This window comes from Faecalimonas hominis (genome assembly GCF_054660755.1).
The window spans coordinates 138,443-153,499 of record NZ_BAAHSH010000024.1; the positions used below are offsets into that span (position 1 = coordinate 138,443).

Here is a 15,057-nt window from a genome sequence, read left to right on the forward strand (position 1 = left end):
TTTATCTGCTTTCACCTTCTATTATTTTTTGAAATTGTTTTGGCAAAGGTGCGACAAACATTTTTTCAGAAAGTTGTGGTAATTCTTTTGTTTTAGGCACTTCTAATCTGTATGCGTGTAAAAGTTGATGGGATAATTGATATTCTTTTTTGTATCTGTCATTAATTTCTCTGCTGCCATATTTATAATCTCCTATAATGGCATGTCCTTGGGAAGCCAAATGTGCTCGTATCTGATGTGTTTTTCCCGTAATCAGATGTACTTCCAACAAAGTTCCCTGTTTAAGTTGTTGAATCGGTCTGTATTCCGTTTCTATTTCCTGACTTTCCGGAAAATATGTATCACTTACCGTCACTTGATTTTTCTTTTCGTCTTTTATGAGATAACCTTTTACATATTGCTTTTCCGTAACATTTCCCGCCACGATACAGCGATAGTATTTTTTTAGTGTTCTTTCTTTAAATAACTGCCCCATTGTCTGAAGTCCCTTTAAACTTTTGCCACACACAACAAGACCGCTTGTATTTCTATCCAATCGGTTACATATGGACGGTTTAAAACTTTTTAGGTTCTCCCGCGTCAGTTGTCCGCTCTCCAACAGATAGGAAATAAGATGTTCCACAAGGGAAATATCTTTCGCCTCCGCCTTTTGAGACAACATTCCCGCAGGTTTATTGACAAGCAAAATATCATCATCTTCATAAAGAATATCCAGTTTCGTATTAGATTTACAAACCGTAATTTCTCTAGAAAATTTTTGAATGGTTTCGTCTGACAGAAACAGTTTTACACTGTCTCCTGCCACAAGTTTTTCGTTTCCCGACGCTTTTTTTCCATTCAAAACAATATTTTTTTTGCGGAGCATTTTATATAAAAAACTTTTTGGGGCTTCACTTAAATATTTCGCCAACAATTTATCTAAGCGCTGTCCTGCCTCATTTGCTGCAATTTGAATTTCCTGCATCTTTTTTCCTCTCTTTTACATTGATAAACTCAATATTGTTCTCCTGATTCCTTCTTCATGTTCCTGAGAAGATTTTCTTTCCGCTACAGCCATATTTTCCATACCCTCTACCCTTGTCATATATGTCTTATAGTCAGTAAAAATCTTTACGGACACTTTGTCATACTGATTATTCCTCAACATTTTTTTAATATATGATGCGGTATCATTCACATCAATTTTATTGCTTCCCGAATATCCGCACACAATATTTTCAAAAATAACAATACTGTCTATCGGCATAATTTTTTCGTAACTTGTCAAAATCATGTCATACGCCTTCACAAGTGTAGGCGCTTTTTCCTCAATTTCCTCTACTTTTTCCCGCTCCATACTGTGATGCGGAAAAAGCATGATAACCCCTACCAACGCTTTTGCAGCCGGAAGGCAGCCGAGAACCGCTGCCACCGTCAATAGGTTTAATCTCGTTTTTGTCGTAAAATATCCGGTAAGAAACACAGCAAGAACCATGCCAAACTCCAGACAGGTTTTTGTGATTTCCCATTTTTTCTTCGACTGTATATAACCGGATTTTCCTTTTGCTATCCTCATCTTCGTCTCGCCTGCCTTTTAAAACTGTTTCATTACCTCTACAGCAATTTTGTGAGGAATTATTTTTGTCAAGACTCTTGCCCCTTTCATTGCTCCGCCATAAACAGAAATTTCTTTTCTGTTTTTCGCATCTATAAGAGCCTGTTTTACCACTTTCTCAGGTTGTGCCATCGTCATTTTCTTCAAAATGTTCGCACTCATTCCGGCAATGTCAAAGAACTCTGTCTTTGCAGGTCCCGGACATACGGCCGTAACATAAATTTCCCTGTCTTCAAGTTCTGCCCGCAGCGCCCTGCTGAAACTCAACACATAAGATTTTGTTGCCGCGTATACGGCAAACGACGGCTGTGGGCAAAACGCTGCCGCCGAAGCGATATTGACTACGCGGCTTCCTTTTGTCAAATATGGAAGACAGATTTTTGTCATGCGGGTAAGAGATCTGCAGTTTGTGTCAATCATCTCCAACTGTGTCTTTTCATCAATCTCTTCCACCGTCCCCGTCTTTCCAAAGCCCGCTGCATTTACAAGCATTCTGATATTTGGGTTTTCGTCAGAAAGCGCTTCTGAAATTTCCTGATAAATTTCTTCTTCAAGCAAATCTCCACCAAAAACACGCAGTTTTGTCATCGTTCTGCTCTGTAATTCATGAAGTCTTTCGACTCTTCGAGCAACCACCCAGATTTCGTCAAGTTCCTTATATAAACTGTCAATTTGTCTCACAAATTCTCTTCCAAATCCTGAAGAAGCCCCTGTTATCATTGCAATTTTCATCTTTTCATTCTCCCCTTCTATTTATTTTTCTTTTTATGCACATTTCGAATTGCCTTTTTCTTTCTCGGTTTTTTATTCTGCGGCTGCTGATGCGTTTTCTCCCATTGCTGCTGTTTCTGTTGTCTTGGTCTGATAAGACATTTTTTATCATAACCGACTAAATCCATTCTATCCGCCACTTTCAACGCTTCTAAGACGAGGTCATAGTTCTTCGGATTCCGATATTGGATTAACGCTCTCTGCATTGCTTTTTCATGCGGATTTACCGGCACATAAACTTTTTCCATTGTGCGCGGATCCACTCCCGTGTAGTACATACATGTAGAAATGGTCGACGGAGTCGGATAGAAATCCTGCACCTGCTCAGGCATATATCCTAAATCGCGTAAATATTCCGCAAGTTCCACCGCCTCTTTCATCGTTGAACCCGGGTGAGAGGACATCAAATACGGAACCAAAAACTGATTTTTTCCTATTCTCTCATTAATCTGTTTATATTTTTTTGTAAATGCCTGATAGACACTGTTTTCCGGTTTACCCATCTTCTGTAAGACCGCATCGGATATATGTTCAGGAGCAACTTTTAACTGCCCGCTGACATGATGTTCACACAATTCCTTAAAAAAGGTATCATCTTTATCCGCCATTAAATAGTCAAATCGGATACCTGAACGGATAAATACTTTTTTCACGTTCGGTAATTCCCTTAATTTACGGAGCAGACGCAAATAGTCTTTGTGGTCTACCCTCATATTTTTACACGGTTTTGGAAACAGGCACTGTTTATTTTTGCACGCACCGTGTGTCAACTGTTTTTCACAGGCCGGCGCTCTAAAGTTTGCCGTAGGTCCCCCGACATCGTGTATATATCCTTTAAAATCTTTATCCCAAATAAATTTTTTTGCTTCCTCTATAAGAGATTCATGGCTTCTCGTCTGAATGATTCTTCCCTGATGGAATGTCAATGCACAGAAACTGCATGCACCGAAACACCCCCTGTTGCTAATCAGACTATATTTTACTTCTTCAATCGCCGGAACACCTCCCAGTTCCTCGTAGGAAGGGTGATATGTCCTCATATACGGATAACTGTATACTCTGTCCATCTCCGACTGACTTAGCGGTTTAGACGGAGGATTCTGTACAATATAGAGATGCTCCCCATACGGTTCTACAAGCCTCTTGGCTGTAAACGGATCTGTGTTGCAATACTGTACATAAAAACTTCTCGCATAATTTAACTTGTCCTTTTGCAGTTCATCATACGACTGCAATGTAATCGCATCGTAGACGCAGTCAAGACTTTTTACTTTGCACACCGTTCCGTCAATATAAGTAATATCCGACACCGCCATACCGCTGTCCAAAGCCTCAGCAATCTCCACGATGGAGCGCTCTCCCATACCGTATGAGAGAATATCCGCACCGGAGTCAAGCAAAATGGAGCGTTTTAACTTATTGCTCCAATAATCATAATGCGCAAGCCTTCTGAGACTCGCCTCAATTCCACCGAGAATTATCGGTGTTTTCTTATAAACCTGACGAATCAGGTTGCTGTATACTACAGCCGCATAGTCAGGACGTTTTCCCATAACTCCGTCCGGCGTAAATGCGTCCGCTTTTCTTCTTTTCTTGGACACGGTGTAATGGTTCACCATTGAATCCATATTTCCGCTGGAAACTAAAAAGCCAAGTCTAGGTTCGCCAAAGACCATAATGCTCTCTTTATTTTTCCAGTCCGGCTGGGCAATAATCCCGACTTTATATCCGTGCGCCTCCAAAACACGCGTAATAATCGCATGCCCAAAAGACGGGTGGTCTACATAGGCGTCCCCTGATACATAGACAAAGTCTACCTGTTCCCACCCTCTCTGTTTCATTTCTTCTTTTGAAATTGGTAAAAATCCATGTTGCATTTATAGTACCTCGTAGGTTTTATTTTGAATATCGTTATAATTCTGTATGTAATAATCTGCCAGTTCTCTTTTCTTTTTTTCCTGCACTTTAGAAAATTCATCTTCCACTGCACAGACTTTCATACCTGCGTTTTTTCCTGCCAAAATGCCCATCGGGACATCTTCAAACACAAGGCAGTTTTCAGGAGAAGTCTGCAAACTTTCTGCCGCTTTCAGATAGACGTCCGGCGCAGGTTTTCCAATGCACACATCACATGATGTCCACACAGTGTCAAAAAAGGTATCAATGTGATTCGCCCTTAAAAACTCTTCCACCAACTGTCTTCCGTTGCTTGTGGCAATTCCCATACGAATATCCTTTTCTTTCAGCATCTGCAGAAATTCCAGCGCACCTTCTTTTAATTTTACTTCTTTCGTATATTTACCATATGCCCTGTTTACCCAATCCTGTTTCAGTTCTTCCAAAGTTAATGGAAGGCATGGAAAAGTTTCCAAAAAATACTGTGCCGTCTCCGTGAAACTTTTTCCTTCCATATCCGTATAGAAATGAGGCGGTACTTCCAACTGATACTCTTTAATGTATTCCATATCAATTGTTGTCCATACCCACATGGAATCCGCAAGAGAACCGTCCAAATCAAAAATAACTGCTTTGATATTTTCTAACATAACTGTTCAACCTCTTTCTCCGTCAACCGTCTATATTCTCCTTTTTTCAGACTTTCGTCCAACACAAGATTTCCCATAGAAATCCTTTTCAGATAAATCACTTCCATTCCCACAGCGTGAAACATTCGCTTTACCTGATGAAATTTTCCCTCCTGTATTGTCAGTTCAATTTCTGAAATATTCCCTTCTTTTAAGATTTTCAATGCGGAAGGTTTCGCATATTCATCGTTTCCGATGGAAAGTCCCTCCGAAAATATCTGTACTTCTCTTTCCGTCACTTTCCCGTCTATTTTAGCATAATACACTTTATCTACATGCTTTTTCGGTGACAGCAGACGATGAGCCATCTCTCCGTCATTCGTAATAAGAAGCAGCCCTTCCGTGTCCTTATCCAGTCTTCCTACAGGAAATAAATCTTTTCGTTTTTTCTCTTCAATTAAATCCAATACCGTTTTTTCTTTTCTATCCGTTGTCGCTGAGACAACCCCGGACGGTTTATAAAGCATATAATACTCAAACGCCTCATACCCTATCACACGACTGTCCACACAAACTTTTTGAGAATGTTCATCTATTTTTTCTTCCGGTTTTACCGCTGTTTTGCCGTCCACGGTTATTCTTCCTTGACGGATATATTTTTTTACTTCCGAACGGCTTCCCACATTCATCTCACATAAATATTTATCTAATCTCATCATGCTGACTGCCATCTCCAACCCGGCAAATATTTATTCTTTAGCGTTCCATTAGAAAGTTTGCCCCAGCCAAGCGGGTAGTCTTCAATGCAGACTAACTGCCAGCCTTTTTCCTTCGGAGAAACCAAGTCATCTACTTCCAGTGTTTCACCTTTCAAATATTTTATCACTCTCTCATCGTCTGCCGGCAAAGAGAGCGTATGGGCATACTCTTCTTTTTTAAGGCACATGGCAAATGCCTGCGTAGGTTCAAAACGGTTCTTTTTCACATCTCCCAAATATAAGCCGGTTCTTAAGAAGCGAATCCCCTTTACATTCGGAAGATTTTCCGGCATATAGTAAACTCTCTCCCCATGAATTTCGAGTCTGCTCCAGTCCATTTCCCATGTTACGTCTTTGAAAAACTCTTCTAACTCCGTCGGAACCTTTTTTGCCTTCTTTTGTTTCTTTACAACGCCGTCTTCTTCCCGTCTCTCACCTTTCTGCAGCAGGGCAAGATAATGCCCTTCCCCGTGCATCTTATGCGGCCATATACGAACGGTTTTTCTGAAATCTTCTAACTTACTTTCCGTAACTTCCGGTTTCCCTTGCGCAAACCCTTCATATGGCACGATATCTTTCAGGAAAAACTCAGGGCATTCTTTTAATAAATATTCTATTGTTCCCTCATTTTCTTCCGCATCAAAAGTACAGGTAGAATATAAAATCATTCCTCCCGGTTTCAACATTCTTGCAGCCTGCATAACGATACTTCTCTGAATTTTAGCAAAAAATGACGGTCCGTGTTCTTCCCACGCCTTCACCATCTTTTTGTCTTTTCGGAACATTCCCTCTCCCGAGCATGGGGCGTCAATTAAAATTTTGTCAAAGTATTCCGGAAAATATTCTTCCAGTTTTCCCGGCTCTTCACTTAAGACAAGCACATTTCCAACACCGAAAATTTCAATGTTTTTCAACAGCCCTTTCGCTCTGGAATTACTTATGTCATTGGCAATCAGTACACCCTGTCCTTTTAATTTTGCTCCCAGTTCAGTTGCCTTTCCGCCCGGTGCGGCACAGACATCTAGCACTTTATCTCCCGGCTCTATCGGAAGTCTGTTGGCAGGTGTCATCGCACTCGGCTCTTGAAGATAATATAATCCCGCAAAATAGTAAGGGTGTTTCGCAGGCTGCACTTTATCTCCGTCATAATAAAATCCGTTTTCAATCCAGGGAATCGGTCTGATTTCAAACGGACAGATTTCTTTAAATTTCTCTACGCTGATTTTCTTTGTATTGACACGCAAACCGTAAAATCTCGGCTCGTCATAACATTTTATATAATCGGAGAATTCTTCTCCCAATAACATTTTCATTTTTTCTTCAAATATAGTTGGTAAATTCATCTTTTCCTCCTTCATATCAGCATCTAGTATAACATAATTTCATTTGCTTTGACTAGGAGAAAGCATATTTTAATTTGTGATTTTCCAAATAGCGCAAAAGCCAATACGGATTTACACTTATCTCTTTTCCGTTCTTATAAAAATAAACTCCCACATGCAGATGCACGGGGAACTTTCCCTTCGTCCCCTCTTTTCCGTATCCGGTATCTCCCATATAACCCAATACTTCGCCTGCCTTAACTTTCTGTCCCACTTTTAAATCACTGTAGGAATCTAAATGTGCGTAATAAAAATATCCTCCCGAACTTCCTGTAATCCCGATACGATATCCTCCCTTTTCAAGCCACCCTTTCTCCGAAACGATACCGTCCGTCATACTTACAACCGGATACACTCCCGCCACATTTTTCTTCGCCATAATATCCGTTCCCTCATGTCCTCTTTCTCCTCCGTATGTTCTCTTTGCCTGCCAACTGTCCACATAGGATACGGTAAGTTTTTTATTTTGAGAGGATTTAGGAACAGGGAAATATTTCAGATCATTCCAGATTGCTTTACAGACTTTGTGGTATTCCGTCCATTCTTTATTTACCGCCCATTTCATATATAATTGTTTATATGTGTTCCTTTTATTTTTTTCGGAGAAGTTTTGTTCTGAGAACCTGCTTTCCAACAAATACAGCCCCGCTATTTTGCCTTTGTTTTCTTCTTTTTCAAGAACACTTAACACTCCTTTGTCTAACTGTTGTTTTCTGAATTCTTCAGAAGTAACCGTTTTTTCATTTAACCTGTTCATCTGACTCAGACTTATGATTTTATGTTTTCCCAATACGATAAAAAAAGAAAATAGTAATACAAGAAGGAGTAAATTTCCGCCCATTTTTCTTTGCATGGAAATCTCCTTTTTGTATTACTATATGTTTCTATACGTTTCCTATATGAAATTTTTCACTGCTATTTACAGTTTTTCAAAATACCTTTCAAAAGTTCCCAAGTACGCTGTGTAGAAGCAACACTCAGTTTCTCATTTGGAGAGTGAATGCTAAGCATCTCCGGTCCGATGGAGACGCAGTCCAATCCTTCCAGTTTTCCTGCGAACAATCCACATTCCAATCCTGCGTGAATAGTTGTTACTATCGGTTCTTTTCCAAATAATTCTTTATATGTATCCACTACAATCGGACGAATTTTTGAGTCTGTTTTGTATGCCCATGCCGGATATTCTCCCTCTACCGAAGATGTTCCTCCTAAATATTCTGCCCACATGGCAAGAACTTTTTTCATATTGGTTTTCTTGCTCTGTACGGCACTTCTCACACGATAAACAGCAGTAACCTGTTTCTCTTCCGTCTTTGCAATACCCAAATTTAGAGAAGTTTCCACAAGTCCTTTAATGTTTCTGCTGAAACACTGTACTCCGTCAGGAGTTGCCGTAACAAGGAAAACAGTTTTCTTTGTACTTTCTTTCGTCATGGCGTTTACTTTCTGTCCTGCCTCTTCCGAAACCGTGATAGTCAAATCCGGTTCGTCCTGACCAAACTCTTCTTTCATCACTTCTTCGCATTCCTGAATCACTTCTTTCGCTTTCTGCACCAACTCAGGACAGAGAATAATCTTACCCTCAGTAAGTGAAGTGATAACATTCGGTTTTGAACCACCGTTGAATTCTACAAGAGAAAAGTCTACGTCCTCTGCCGCCAATGTCATTAACAGTCTTCCCATTAATTTATTTGAGTTGCCATGTTGCTCATGAATTTCCAGTCCGGAGTGTCCGCCCTTCAATCCGCCGATGCAGATAGATATCAGCGTTCCTTCCTTTTCTTCCCTCTCAATAGGAATCCTGATTACATTCTCATAACCGCCTTCGCAGCCTGCTACAATCGTTCCCTCTACATCAGAATCAAGGTTGAGCAGCATGCGCCCTTTCAATACGGATAAATCAATCGCATTTGCTCCTCCCATTCCTTCTTCTTCATCTACGGTAAACACTGCCTCGATAGGAGGGTGTTCTAAATCATCACTTACAAGTATAGCCATTGCATACGCAATCGCAATGCCGTCATCTCCTCCCAGTGTCGTTCCTCTTGCCTGAACCATTCCGTCTTCCTCGTAAACATCAAGCGGATCCTTTGTAAAATCATGTGCTGATCCCGGTATTTTCTCACATACCATATCTAAATGCCCCTGAATAATAATCGGTTCTGCATTCTCGTAGCCTTTCGTTCCGGCTTTCTTAATAATGACATTATTGGTTTCGTCCTGCATATACTCAAGCCCCAGGTCTTTTGCAAAATTTACACAATAGTCACTAATCTCTTTTGTGTTATAGGTTCCGTGTGGAATCTTTGTCAGTTCTTCAAAATAATGAAATACTACTTTTGGTTCTAAATTCTCTAATGCCATTTCTTTTCCCTTCCTTGCCAAAAATTCTAATTTCATTCTTGCATATTGTACATAAAAAATCAAGTATTATCATATATTTTTTCTATATTGTACAAAACAGGAGACATTTTCAATGAAACGCAAACTTCTTCCTTTCGCTCTCATCAGTATATTCTTTTTTATGCTTGTAAAACCAAACGAAACTTTTTCAGGCGCAAGTGAAGGACTCCTTCTCTGGTTTCAGATTATTCTTCCTACACTTTTTCCTTTTATGATTATTACGAACCTTCTCGTCCGCACAAATACTATGTTCTATTTTTCCAAATGTCTATCCCCCATCTTAAGCCCTCTTTTTCATGTGAGTGCTAACGGAACTTTTGCTATCTTAACAGGATTTCTCTGCGGATACCCTATGGGCGCAAAAGTCACGGCGGATTTAGTGCGAAGTGGAAAAATCTCCAAAAAAGAAGGCTCGTACTTGCTTTCTTTCTGCAATAATACAAGCCCCATGTTTATTATGAACTATGTGGTTCTGAAAAGTCTGAAACAGGAAAATCTGCTTATTCCTTCGCTTCTCATTCTTTTTCTCTCGCCCATACTGTGCAGTTTTCTTTTCCGCATTTACTACTTAAAAGAGGAAAAACACTATTCCTCTTCTGCTCTTACGTCTCCACACTTTTACTTTCACTTTCAAATATTGGACAGTACCATTATGAACGGATTTGAAATGATAACAAAAGTAGGCGGATACATTATTCTTTTTTCCGTATTGATTACACTTTTGAGAGAAATTCCGTGTTCTTCACCACTTTGGACAACATTTGTATTGCCGTCACTTGAAATCACAAACGGTATTCCGATGATTATTTCGCTATGTCATTCTTTTCCTCTTTCTTTCATTTTAGTAATGGCTCTCGTTTCTTTTGGAGGTCTGTGTTCCATTGCTCAGACAAAATGCATGTTAGAAGGAACAGGGCTTTCCATTGTTTCCTATACAATAGAAAAACTGATTACCGCTATGGTAACCAGTCTTCTTTCCCTTGTCTATCTTTACTTTATTTTATAACGTATTTGTATTTTCGTTTCCAAACTCAGATTCAATTCCTCTGTCTGATTTGTCAGGCACTTCTAATTCTGCACGGTTTGTACGAACTACTTCGTAACATTCGCGCAAAGAATTAATCAGGCTTTCATATTTTGTTGTATATGTGTCTAATGAATGCGCAATAATTCCTTCTGCATTCGCCAAAATATCGTTGGCATACTGCATTGCACCGATGCGGATATCGTTGGCATCATTTGTTGCATTGTCAAGAATCTCCTGCGCCTGATCTGTTGCAGTCATAACAATTTCATTTGCCTGTGCGTATGCCTGCTGCATAATCTCATGTTCACTTACAAGTTCATTTGTCTGAATCTGAGCTTCTTCAATCATACTCTGTGCTTTCGCCTGTGCATCGGCCAAAATCGCATCTTTATTAGCGATAATCTTCTGATAACGCTTAATCTCATCAGGCGTCTTCATGCGAAGTTCACGCAACAATTCATCAATCTGCTCTTTGTTTACAATGATTTTTGAAGTAGACAATGCCTGAAACTTACAACTGTCAATGTACTCTTCGATTTCTTCAATAATTTGTTCAATACGACTACTCATAATTTATACTCTCCTTTTACTTCATCTTTTCTTCTATTTCTTTTACAACTACTTCCGGAACAAATTGAGTAATATCTCCTCCAAAAGCAGCGACTTCTTTTACTGTTGTGGAACTTAAAAAGGAATACTCTATACTTGTCGTCAGAAATAAAGTTTCTACGTCCGGCTCTAATTTATGATTTGTCTGTGTCATCTGCAATTCATATTCAAAATCAGTGATGGCACGAAGCCCTCTTATGACAACCTTTGCATCTATTGCCTTGGCAAAATCAACCAAAAGACCTTCAAACTCTACTACTTTTACATTTTTCAATTCCTTCGTTGCTTCTCTCAACATTTTAACACGTTCTTCCACAGAAAACAACGGAGTTTTTGCGTTATTATTCAACACTCCCACAATTAACTCATCTACAATTTTACAGGAACGCTTAATAATATCCATATGTCCCAAAGTCACTGGATCAAAACTTCCCGGGTAAATCGCTCTTAGCACACTTCTTCGCCTCGCTCTCTCTCAATAAACAGGTGTTTATTTGTCTTATATTCTTTCGTTTTTATAATGTAAAAACCGAATCTTTCCAAATAGGTAAATTCTGTTTCCTTTGCAGCCTCTACAATAATAACCGTATCTTCATTTACCAAATCTGATTCTGCCAAATATTCTAAAACCTGTTCTTCCAAGCCTTTCGCATATGGCGGATCCATAAAAATATAGTCAAACTGTGTCGTCCCCTCTAACCTCTTCAGAGCCGTTATGACGTCCGTCTGCATTGTAACCGCTTTCTTATCCAACTTCGTGAAAGCCAGATTTTCTTTTATATATTGCATGGCTTTCGGATTGTTTTCGACAAAAACAGCCTCTTTCGCTCCTCTGCTTAATGCCTCGATTCCAATTCCTCCACTGCCGCTAAACAAATCCAAAAACATGCAGTCACACAGATACGGAGAAATCATATTAAACAATGTTTCCTTAATTCTATCTGTTGTCGGTCTTGTCTCTAAGCCGTCCAATGTTTTTAATTGTAATCTTTTCGCACTTCCGCCTATAACTCTCATATATTTCCTTCCTCTAAGAGATAATTATCTTTTTCCCGTTTATTATAATTAGTTAATCAATAAATGTCAAACATTGACTCCCTATTTGCGGCAAAAAAAGTCCTTTTTCGACCATTTCGCCATCACCTGAAAACTGCTTATCAGTACAATATCTGTTCCCAAAAGTATCCACACTCTCTCCATATCAATAATTCCTTTTACAAAAGGAAACATATACAGCATATCCCCCTCACAAATTATCCGAAATTGACAAAGAGACCAGTAACCTAAAACTGCCAGATACCCGACAATCACATTGCCCGCAAACTGTGAAAAGCAAAGTCCTAAAATCCCCAGAAAAACGGCATATAAAATTGTTACGGATACATACTCCCAAAACGGGAATACACAGTTCTTAAATTGCATTATAAAGGCGAAAGTAACAATCATAACCGTAATCAATAGAAAACCACATATCAGCCTAATACTTACACTCTTTATATATGACCATGCTTTTGTGCATACGATTTCTTTAACACTTGTTTCTAATTCCCACTTTGTTATCGGTATCAAAAGAATGGCTCCTGTTAAAACTAAAGATTGTCCGAACACATCTGCAGAATGAATGGCGTCTAAATTTGAAGTTCCTCTTATAACAGGAATAAGAAATAAATATACAATTCCCAACAACAGACTATTTTTGAAGACGAGAGGAAAATCTATTCTTAAAAAATCCAAAATGCTTTTGTAAGAAGTAATCATAATTCAACTCTCCACCTCTTTTCCTGTTATATATTGCGATAGATAATCCCGCCAATACGAAAGATAAAATCGCGAACAGAGTTCTGTTCAAGCAAATCAAGGTAAAGTCTTGATTTATGATTTCAGAACCTCGTAACAAATTATGGCGTATCATCAGCGTAAATATTTTCGTATCCCCCGATAACGCTGTCATAGAGGTATCGATAAACCACCATGCAAACTGTATTAAAATGGCTATCGGAGTAGATGTTAAAATCGTCAAAAACATTCCCAAAGAGGTAACAATCATTGCCGTCGGTAATAGCCACCATATAATGTATTTTAGAAAAGCAAACATATCTATTGCGATACCCGTATCTGCGGAAAATTTTATTAGCGGTATGAAAGACTCAAAACTCAAAATAATTATCGGCAACATGACAGCAAAAAGCATTGCCAAGAAACGAACAGTAACAAGTTTTGTTGTCCCAATCTGTTTACAGTCAATCAGTTCATTCATACGGTTTCGTCTATCCTTTAGCCAGAAGATGACTGCCAAGAACACAGGGTATAACCCTAAATCTCTTGTCAGGTAGTCACAAAACAATCTTGCAAAAGCGACAGATACCTTATCATCATAAATTGTCTTGTTATATTCGTCCATTGCTTCCTCATAAGTCATTTCAGACAGACCGTAATACTCCGACAGCATTTCCATTGAGTAATTGGAACCTCTCCCGATAATATTCTCCGCTTTCTTCATAAGTTCTTGAAATTCTTCATAAGAAACTTGTGCTATAAAATGTTTCGTATAATCATTATTTGTCGTTATGTCTTCATCGTTTCCCATTTCAAATGAAAAAGTTCCGCTTTTACTTTGTTCCTCGCCACTTCCAAAGTGAATAATATTTCCATTTACAGCAGGAAAATAATCATCTGGAAGATTATTGATCTGCTGTTCATTCAATCCTGTTATTTTTTTGATTATATCTAGAATTTCTTTTTGTTCATCTTCATTTAAAACCACTTCCTTGTAATAAGTGAAAGGGTATGTTGCATAGGAATTTTTCAAATACTCAATAATCAGCATATCTGTTCCGCCACACATAATTTTTTCCGGTACTTCTTTATTTTTCATTCCATAACTTTCTGCCTCTTTCTCTGGTTTTTTCAAAATCGAACCACCTGCCAGTTCAGAAGAGATAGACGTATCATTTTCTTGCAAAGCCGATATTTCTTTACTTGTTACACCATAAAAATTGTCATGCCAGCTAAATAGCAACAGTCCAATAAACAGCACATATACCAAACTGAAACAAATTTTTTTCACTTCTTTAAAAAACAGCATTTATTCCACCCCCTGCTTAAAACTTGATAAGAGATACATATAACTGTCCTCTATCGTAGGTTGACATGAAACCCAGTCTTTTTGTGGAGAAGCGCTTGATAAAAAACGGCAAGATACATCTGTTCCATTTTGATGAATACTGATAACACGGTACTTCTTCTTAAAGTTATTTAACTCATTTTGCATAATCGTAGTCGTATAGACTTTTTCATTCCCTAACTGTAATAACTTTTCAATCTGTCCTTCAAAAACAACTTCACCGGAACATAAGACAGCCACTTTCGAGCAGGTCGCTTCTATATCTCCGGCTATATGTGTAGATAATAAAACAATTCTGTCCACAGCCAGTTCAGAAAGAAGATTATAGAAACGCAGTCTTTCTTCCGGGTCAAGTCCCGCAGTCGGCTCATCAATAATCAAAATTTTCGGATTATTCAACAACGCCTGTGCAATACCAAAGCGGCGTTTCATACCACCGGACAAATTTTTAAATTTTTTATTTTTCTCCTGTTCCAGATTTACCTGTTTTAAAAGTTCATCGATACGTTGCCGGCGAATATTTTTAGGAAGTTCTGCCAAAATCCCAAGATAATCTAACGCAGAATATACACTCATATTCGGATATACCGAGAATTCCTGTGGGAGATAACCAATAATTTTTCGGATTTCTTTCTTGTTTTTTATATCAATCCCATTTATTTTTACCGTTCCCGTTGACAGTTCTAACATCGTTGCCAATATACGCATGAGTGTTGTTTTCCCAGCCCCATTTTCGCCTAACAGTCCATACATGCCCACAGGGATATGCAAAGAAATATCTTTTAATGCACTTTGCTTTCCATAATTTTTGTTCAAGTGTTCAATTTTAATTTCCATAATAAAAAACCTCCTCGTATTATAAAG

The 15,057-nt window shown here is 38.7% G+C and carries 15 protein-coding genes and 1 pseudogene; 1 reads left to right on the forward strand and 15 read right to left on the reverse strand.

All coding sequences use genetic code 11. The annotated features are described in order from the left end of the window. Position 1: 1 nt before the first annotated feature. From ACYQ35_RS04260 to ACYQ35_RS04300, 9 genes are all read right to left on the reverse strand, one after another. On the reverse strand, positions 2 to 964 hold the full coding sequence (locus ACYQ35_RS04260; RefSeq protein ID WP_459830603.1) for an RluA family pseudouridine synthase: 963 nt from the start codon (positions 962 to 964) through the stop codon (positions 2 to 4). A gap of 15 nt (positions 965 to 979) precedes the next feature. Beyond that, positions 980 to 1,555, reverse strand: a complete 576-nt coding sequence (locus ACYQ35_RS04265; RefSeq protein WP_009757084.1) for a hypothetical protein — start codon at positions 1,553 to 1,555, stop codon at positions 980 to 982. Positions 1,556 to 1,573: 18 nt separating this feature from the next. Further along, positions 1,574 to 2,326 carry an SDR family NAD(P)-dependent oxidoreductase gene (locus tag ACYQ35_RS04270; RefSeq protein WP_459830614.1) on the reverse strand — a complete coding sequence of 251 codons (753 nt, stop codon included), beginning with the start codon at positions 2,324 to 2,326 and terminating at the stop codon, positions 1,574 to 1,576. A gap of 17 nt (positions 2,327 to 2,343) precedes the next feature. Continuing rightward, positions 2,344 to 4,242 carry a YgiQ family radical SAM protein gene (locus tag ACYQ35_RS04275; protein ID WP_459830618.1) on the reverse strand — a complete coding sequence of 633 codons (1,899 nt, stop codon included), beginning with the start codon at positions 4,240 to 4,242 and terminating at the stop codon, positions 2,344 to 2,346. Continuing rightward, the gene (locus ACYQ35_RS04280) at positions 4,243 to 4,911 is read right to left on the reverse strand and encodes an HAD family hydrolase (protein ID WP_459830621.1); all 669 of its coding nucleotides are present in this window, start codon (positions 4,909 to 4,911) and stop codon (positions 4,243 to 4,245) included. It lies immediately after the preceding gene. After that, positions 4,905 to 5,609, reverse strand: a complete 705-nt coding sequence (locus ACYQ35_RS04285) for a pseudouridine synthase (protein ID WP_009757088.1) — start codon at positions 5,607 to 5,609, stop codon at positions 4,905 to 4,907. Before ACYQ35_RS04285 ends, ACYQ35_RS04280 begins: the two co-directional genes overlap by 7 nt. Next, complete coding sequence (locus ACYQ35_RS04290; protein ID WP_009757089.1) at positions 5,606 to 6,991, reverse strand: RsmF rRNA methyltransferase first C-terminal domain-containing protein; 1,386 nt, start codon at positions 6,989 to 6,991, stop codon at positions 5,606 to 5,608. Before ACYQ35_RS04290 ends, ACYQ35_RS04285 begins: the two co-directional genes overlap by 4 nt. Positions 6,992 to 7,043: 52 nt before the next feature. After that, complete coding sequence (locus ACYQ35_RS04295) at positions 7,044 to 7,883, reverse strand: M23 family metallopeptidase (protein WP_009757090.1); 840 nt, start codon at positions 7,881 to 7,883, stop codon at positions 7,044 to 7,046. Between the two features lie 62 nt (positions 7,884 to 7,945). Beyond that, a complete protein-coding gene (locus tag ACYQ35_RS04300; protein WP_459830631.1) occupies positions 7,946 to 9,394 on the reverse strand; it encodes an aminoacyl-histidine dipeptidase in 1,449 nt (482 codons plus the stop codon). 112 nt (positions 9,395 to 9,506) lie between these two features. Here ACYQ35_RS04300 and ACYQ35_RS04305 point away from each other — a divergent pair, with 112 nt between their 5' ends. Next, entirely contained in the window at positions 9,507 to 10,439 is a 933-nt protein-coding gene (locus tag ACYQ35_RS04305) for a nucleoside recognition domain-containing protein (RefSeq protein ID WP_009757092.1), read from the forward strand. Here ACYQ35_RS04305 and ACYQ35_RS04310 read toward each other — a convergent pair. From ACYQ35_RS04310 to ACYQ35_RS04335, 6 genes and pseudogenes are all read right to left on the reverse strand, one after another. Continuing rightward, positions 10,434 to 11,030 (reverse strand): hypothetical protein, encoded by a 597-nt coding sequence (locus ACYQ35_RS04310; protein WP_009757093.1) that lies wholly within the window; start codon positions 11,028 to 11,030, stop codon positions 10,434 to 10,436. The two genes, ACYQ35_RS04305 and ACYQ35_RS04310, sit on opposite strands and share 6 nt — an antisense overlap. Positions 11,031 to 11,046: 16 nt before the next feature. Further along, a complete protein-coding gene (gene coaD, locus ACYQ35_RS04315) occupies positions 11,047 to 11,523 on the reverse strand; it encodes a pantetheine-phosphate adenylyltransferase (RefSeq protein ID WP_009757094.1) in 477 nt (158 codons plus the stop codon). Next, positions 11,517 to 12,095 (reverse strand): annotated as a pseudogene (rsmD, locus tag ACYQ35_RS04320) (16S rRNA (guanine(966)-N(2))-methyltransferase RsmD); the annotation flags it as partial. The pseudogene rsmD and the gene coaD, both read right to left, overlap by 7 nt. A gap of 72 nt (positions 12,096 to 12,167) precedes the next feature. Continuing rightward, entirely contained in the window at positions 12,168 to 12,827 is a 660-nt protein-coding gene (locus ACYQ35_RS04325) for a hypothetical protein (RefSeq protein ID WP_040449449.1), read from the reverse strand. Then, positions 12,760 to 14,154, reverse strand: coding sequence for an ABC transporter permease (locus ACYQ35_RS04330; RefSeq protein WP_459830640.1), 1,395 nt, complete (start codon positions 14,152 to 14,154; stop codon positions 12,760 to 12,762). The genes ACYQ35_RS04325 and ACYQ35_RS04330 overlap by 68 nt, the downstream gene beginning before the upstream one ends. Further along, positions 14,155 to 15,030 carry an ABC transporter ATP-binding protein gene (locus ACYQ35_RS04335; RefSeq protein WP_459830644.1) on the reverse strand — a complete coding sequence of 292 codons (876 nt, stop codon included), beginning with the start codon at positions 15,028 to 15,030 and terminating at the stop codon, positions 14,155 to 14,157. Between the last annotated feature and the right edge of the window lie 27 nt (positions 15,031 to 15,057).

Bases quoted from the DNA above. Each gene is read 5' to 3' on its own strand.
- ACYQ35_RS04260 (WP_459830603.1), bottom strand. From the start codon at position 964: ATGCAGGAAATTCAAATTGCAGCAAATGAGGCAGGACAGCGCTTAGAT.
- ACYQ35_RS04270 (WP_459830614.1), bottom strand. From the start codon at position 2,326: ATGAAAATTGCAATGATAACAGGGGCTTCTTCAGGATTTGGAAGAGAA.
- ACYQ35_RS04275 (WP_459830618.1), bottom strand. From the start codon at position 4,242: ATGCAACATGGATTTTTACCAATTTCAAAAGAAGAAATGAAACAGAGA.
- ACYQ35_RS04295 (WP_009757090.1), bottom strand. From the start codon at position 7,883: ATGCAAAGAAAAATGGGCGGAAATTTACTCCTTCTTGTATTACTATTT.
- ACYQ35_RS04325 (WP_040449449.1), bottom strand. From the start codon at position 12,827: ATGATTACTTCTTACAAAAGCATTTTGGATTTTTTAAGAATAGATTTT.
- ACYQ35_RS04310 (WP_009757093.1), bottom strand. From the start codon at position 11,030: ATGAGTAGTCGTATTGAACAAATTATTGAAGAAATCGAAGAGTACATT.
- ACYQ35_RS04290 (WP_009757089.1), bottom strand. From the start codon at position 6,991: ATGAATTTACCAACTATATTTGAAGAAAAAATGAAAATGTTATTGGGA.
- ACYQ35_RS04335 (WP_459830644.1), bottom strand. From the start codon at position 15,030: ATGGAAATTAAAATTGAACACTTGAACAAAAATTATGGAAAGCAAAGT.
- ACYQ35_RS04330 (WP_459830640.1), bottom strand. From the start codon at position 14,154: ATGCTGTTTTTTAAAGAAGTGAAAAAAATTTGTTTCAGTTTGGTATAT.
- ACYQ35_RS04285 (WP_009757088.1), bottom strand. From the start codon at position 5,609: ATGATGAGATTAGATAAATATTTATGTGAGATGAATGTGGGAAGCCGT.
- ACYQ35_RS04280 (WP_459830621.1), bottom strand. From the start codon at position 4,911: ATGTTAGAAAATATCAAAGCAGTTATTTTTGATTTGGACGGTTCTCTT.
- ACYQ35_RS04305 (WP_009757092.1), top strand. From the start codon at position 9,507: ATGAAACGCAAACTTCTTCCTTTCGCTCTCATCAGTATATTCTTTTTT.
- ACYQ35_RS04265 (WP_009757084.1), bottom strand. From the start codon at position 1,555: ATGAGGATAGCAAAAGGAAAATCCGGTTATATACAGTCGAAGAAAAAA.
- ACYQ35_RS04300 (WP_459830631.1), bottom strand. From the start codon at position 9,394: ATGGCATTAGAGAATTTAGAACCAAAAGTAGTATTTCATTATTTTGAA.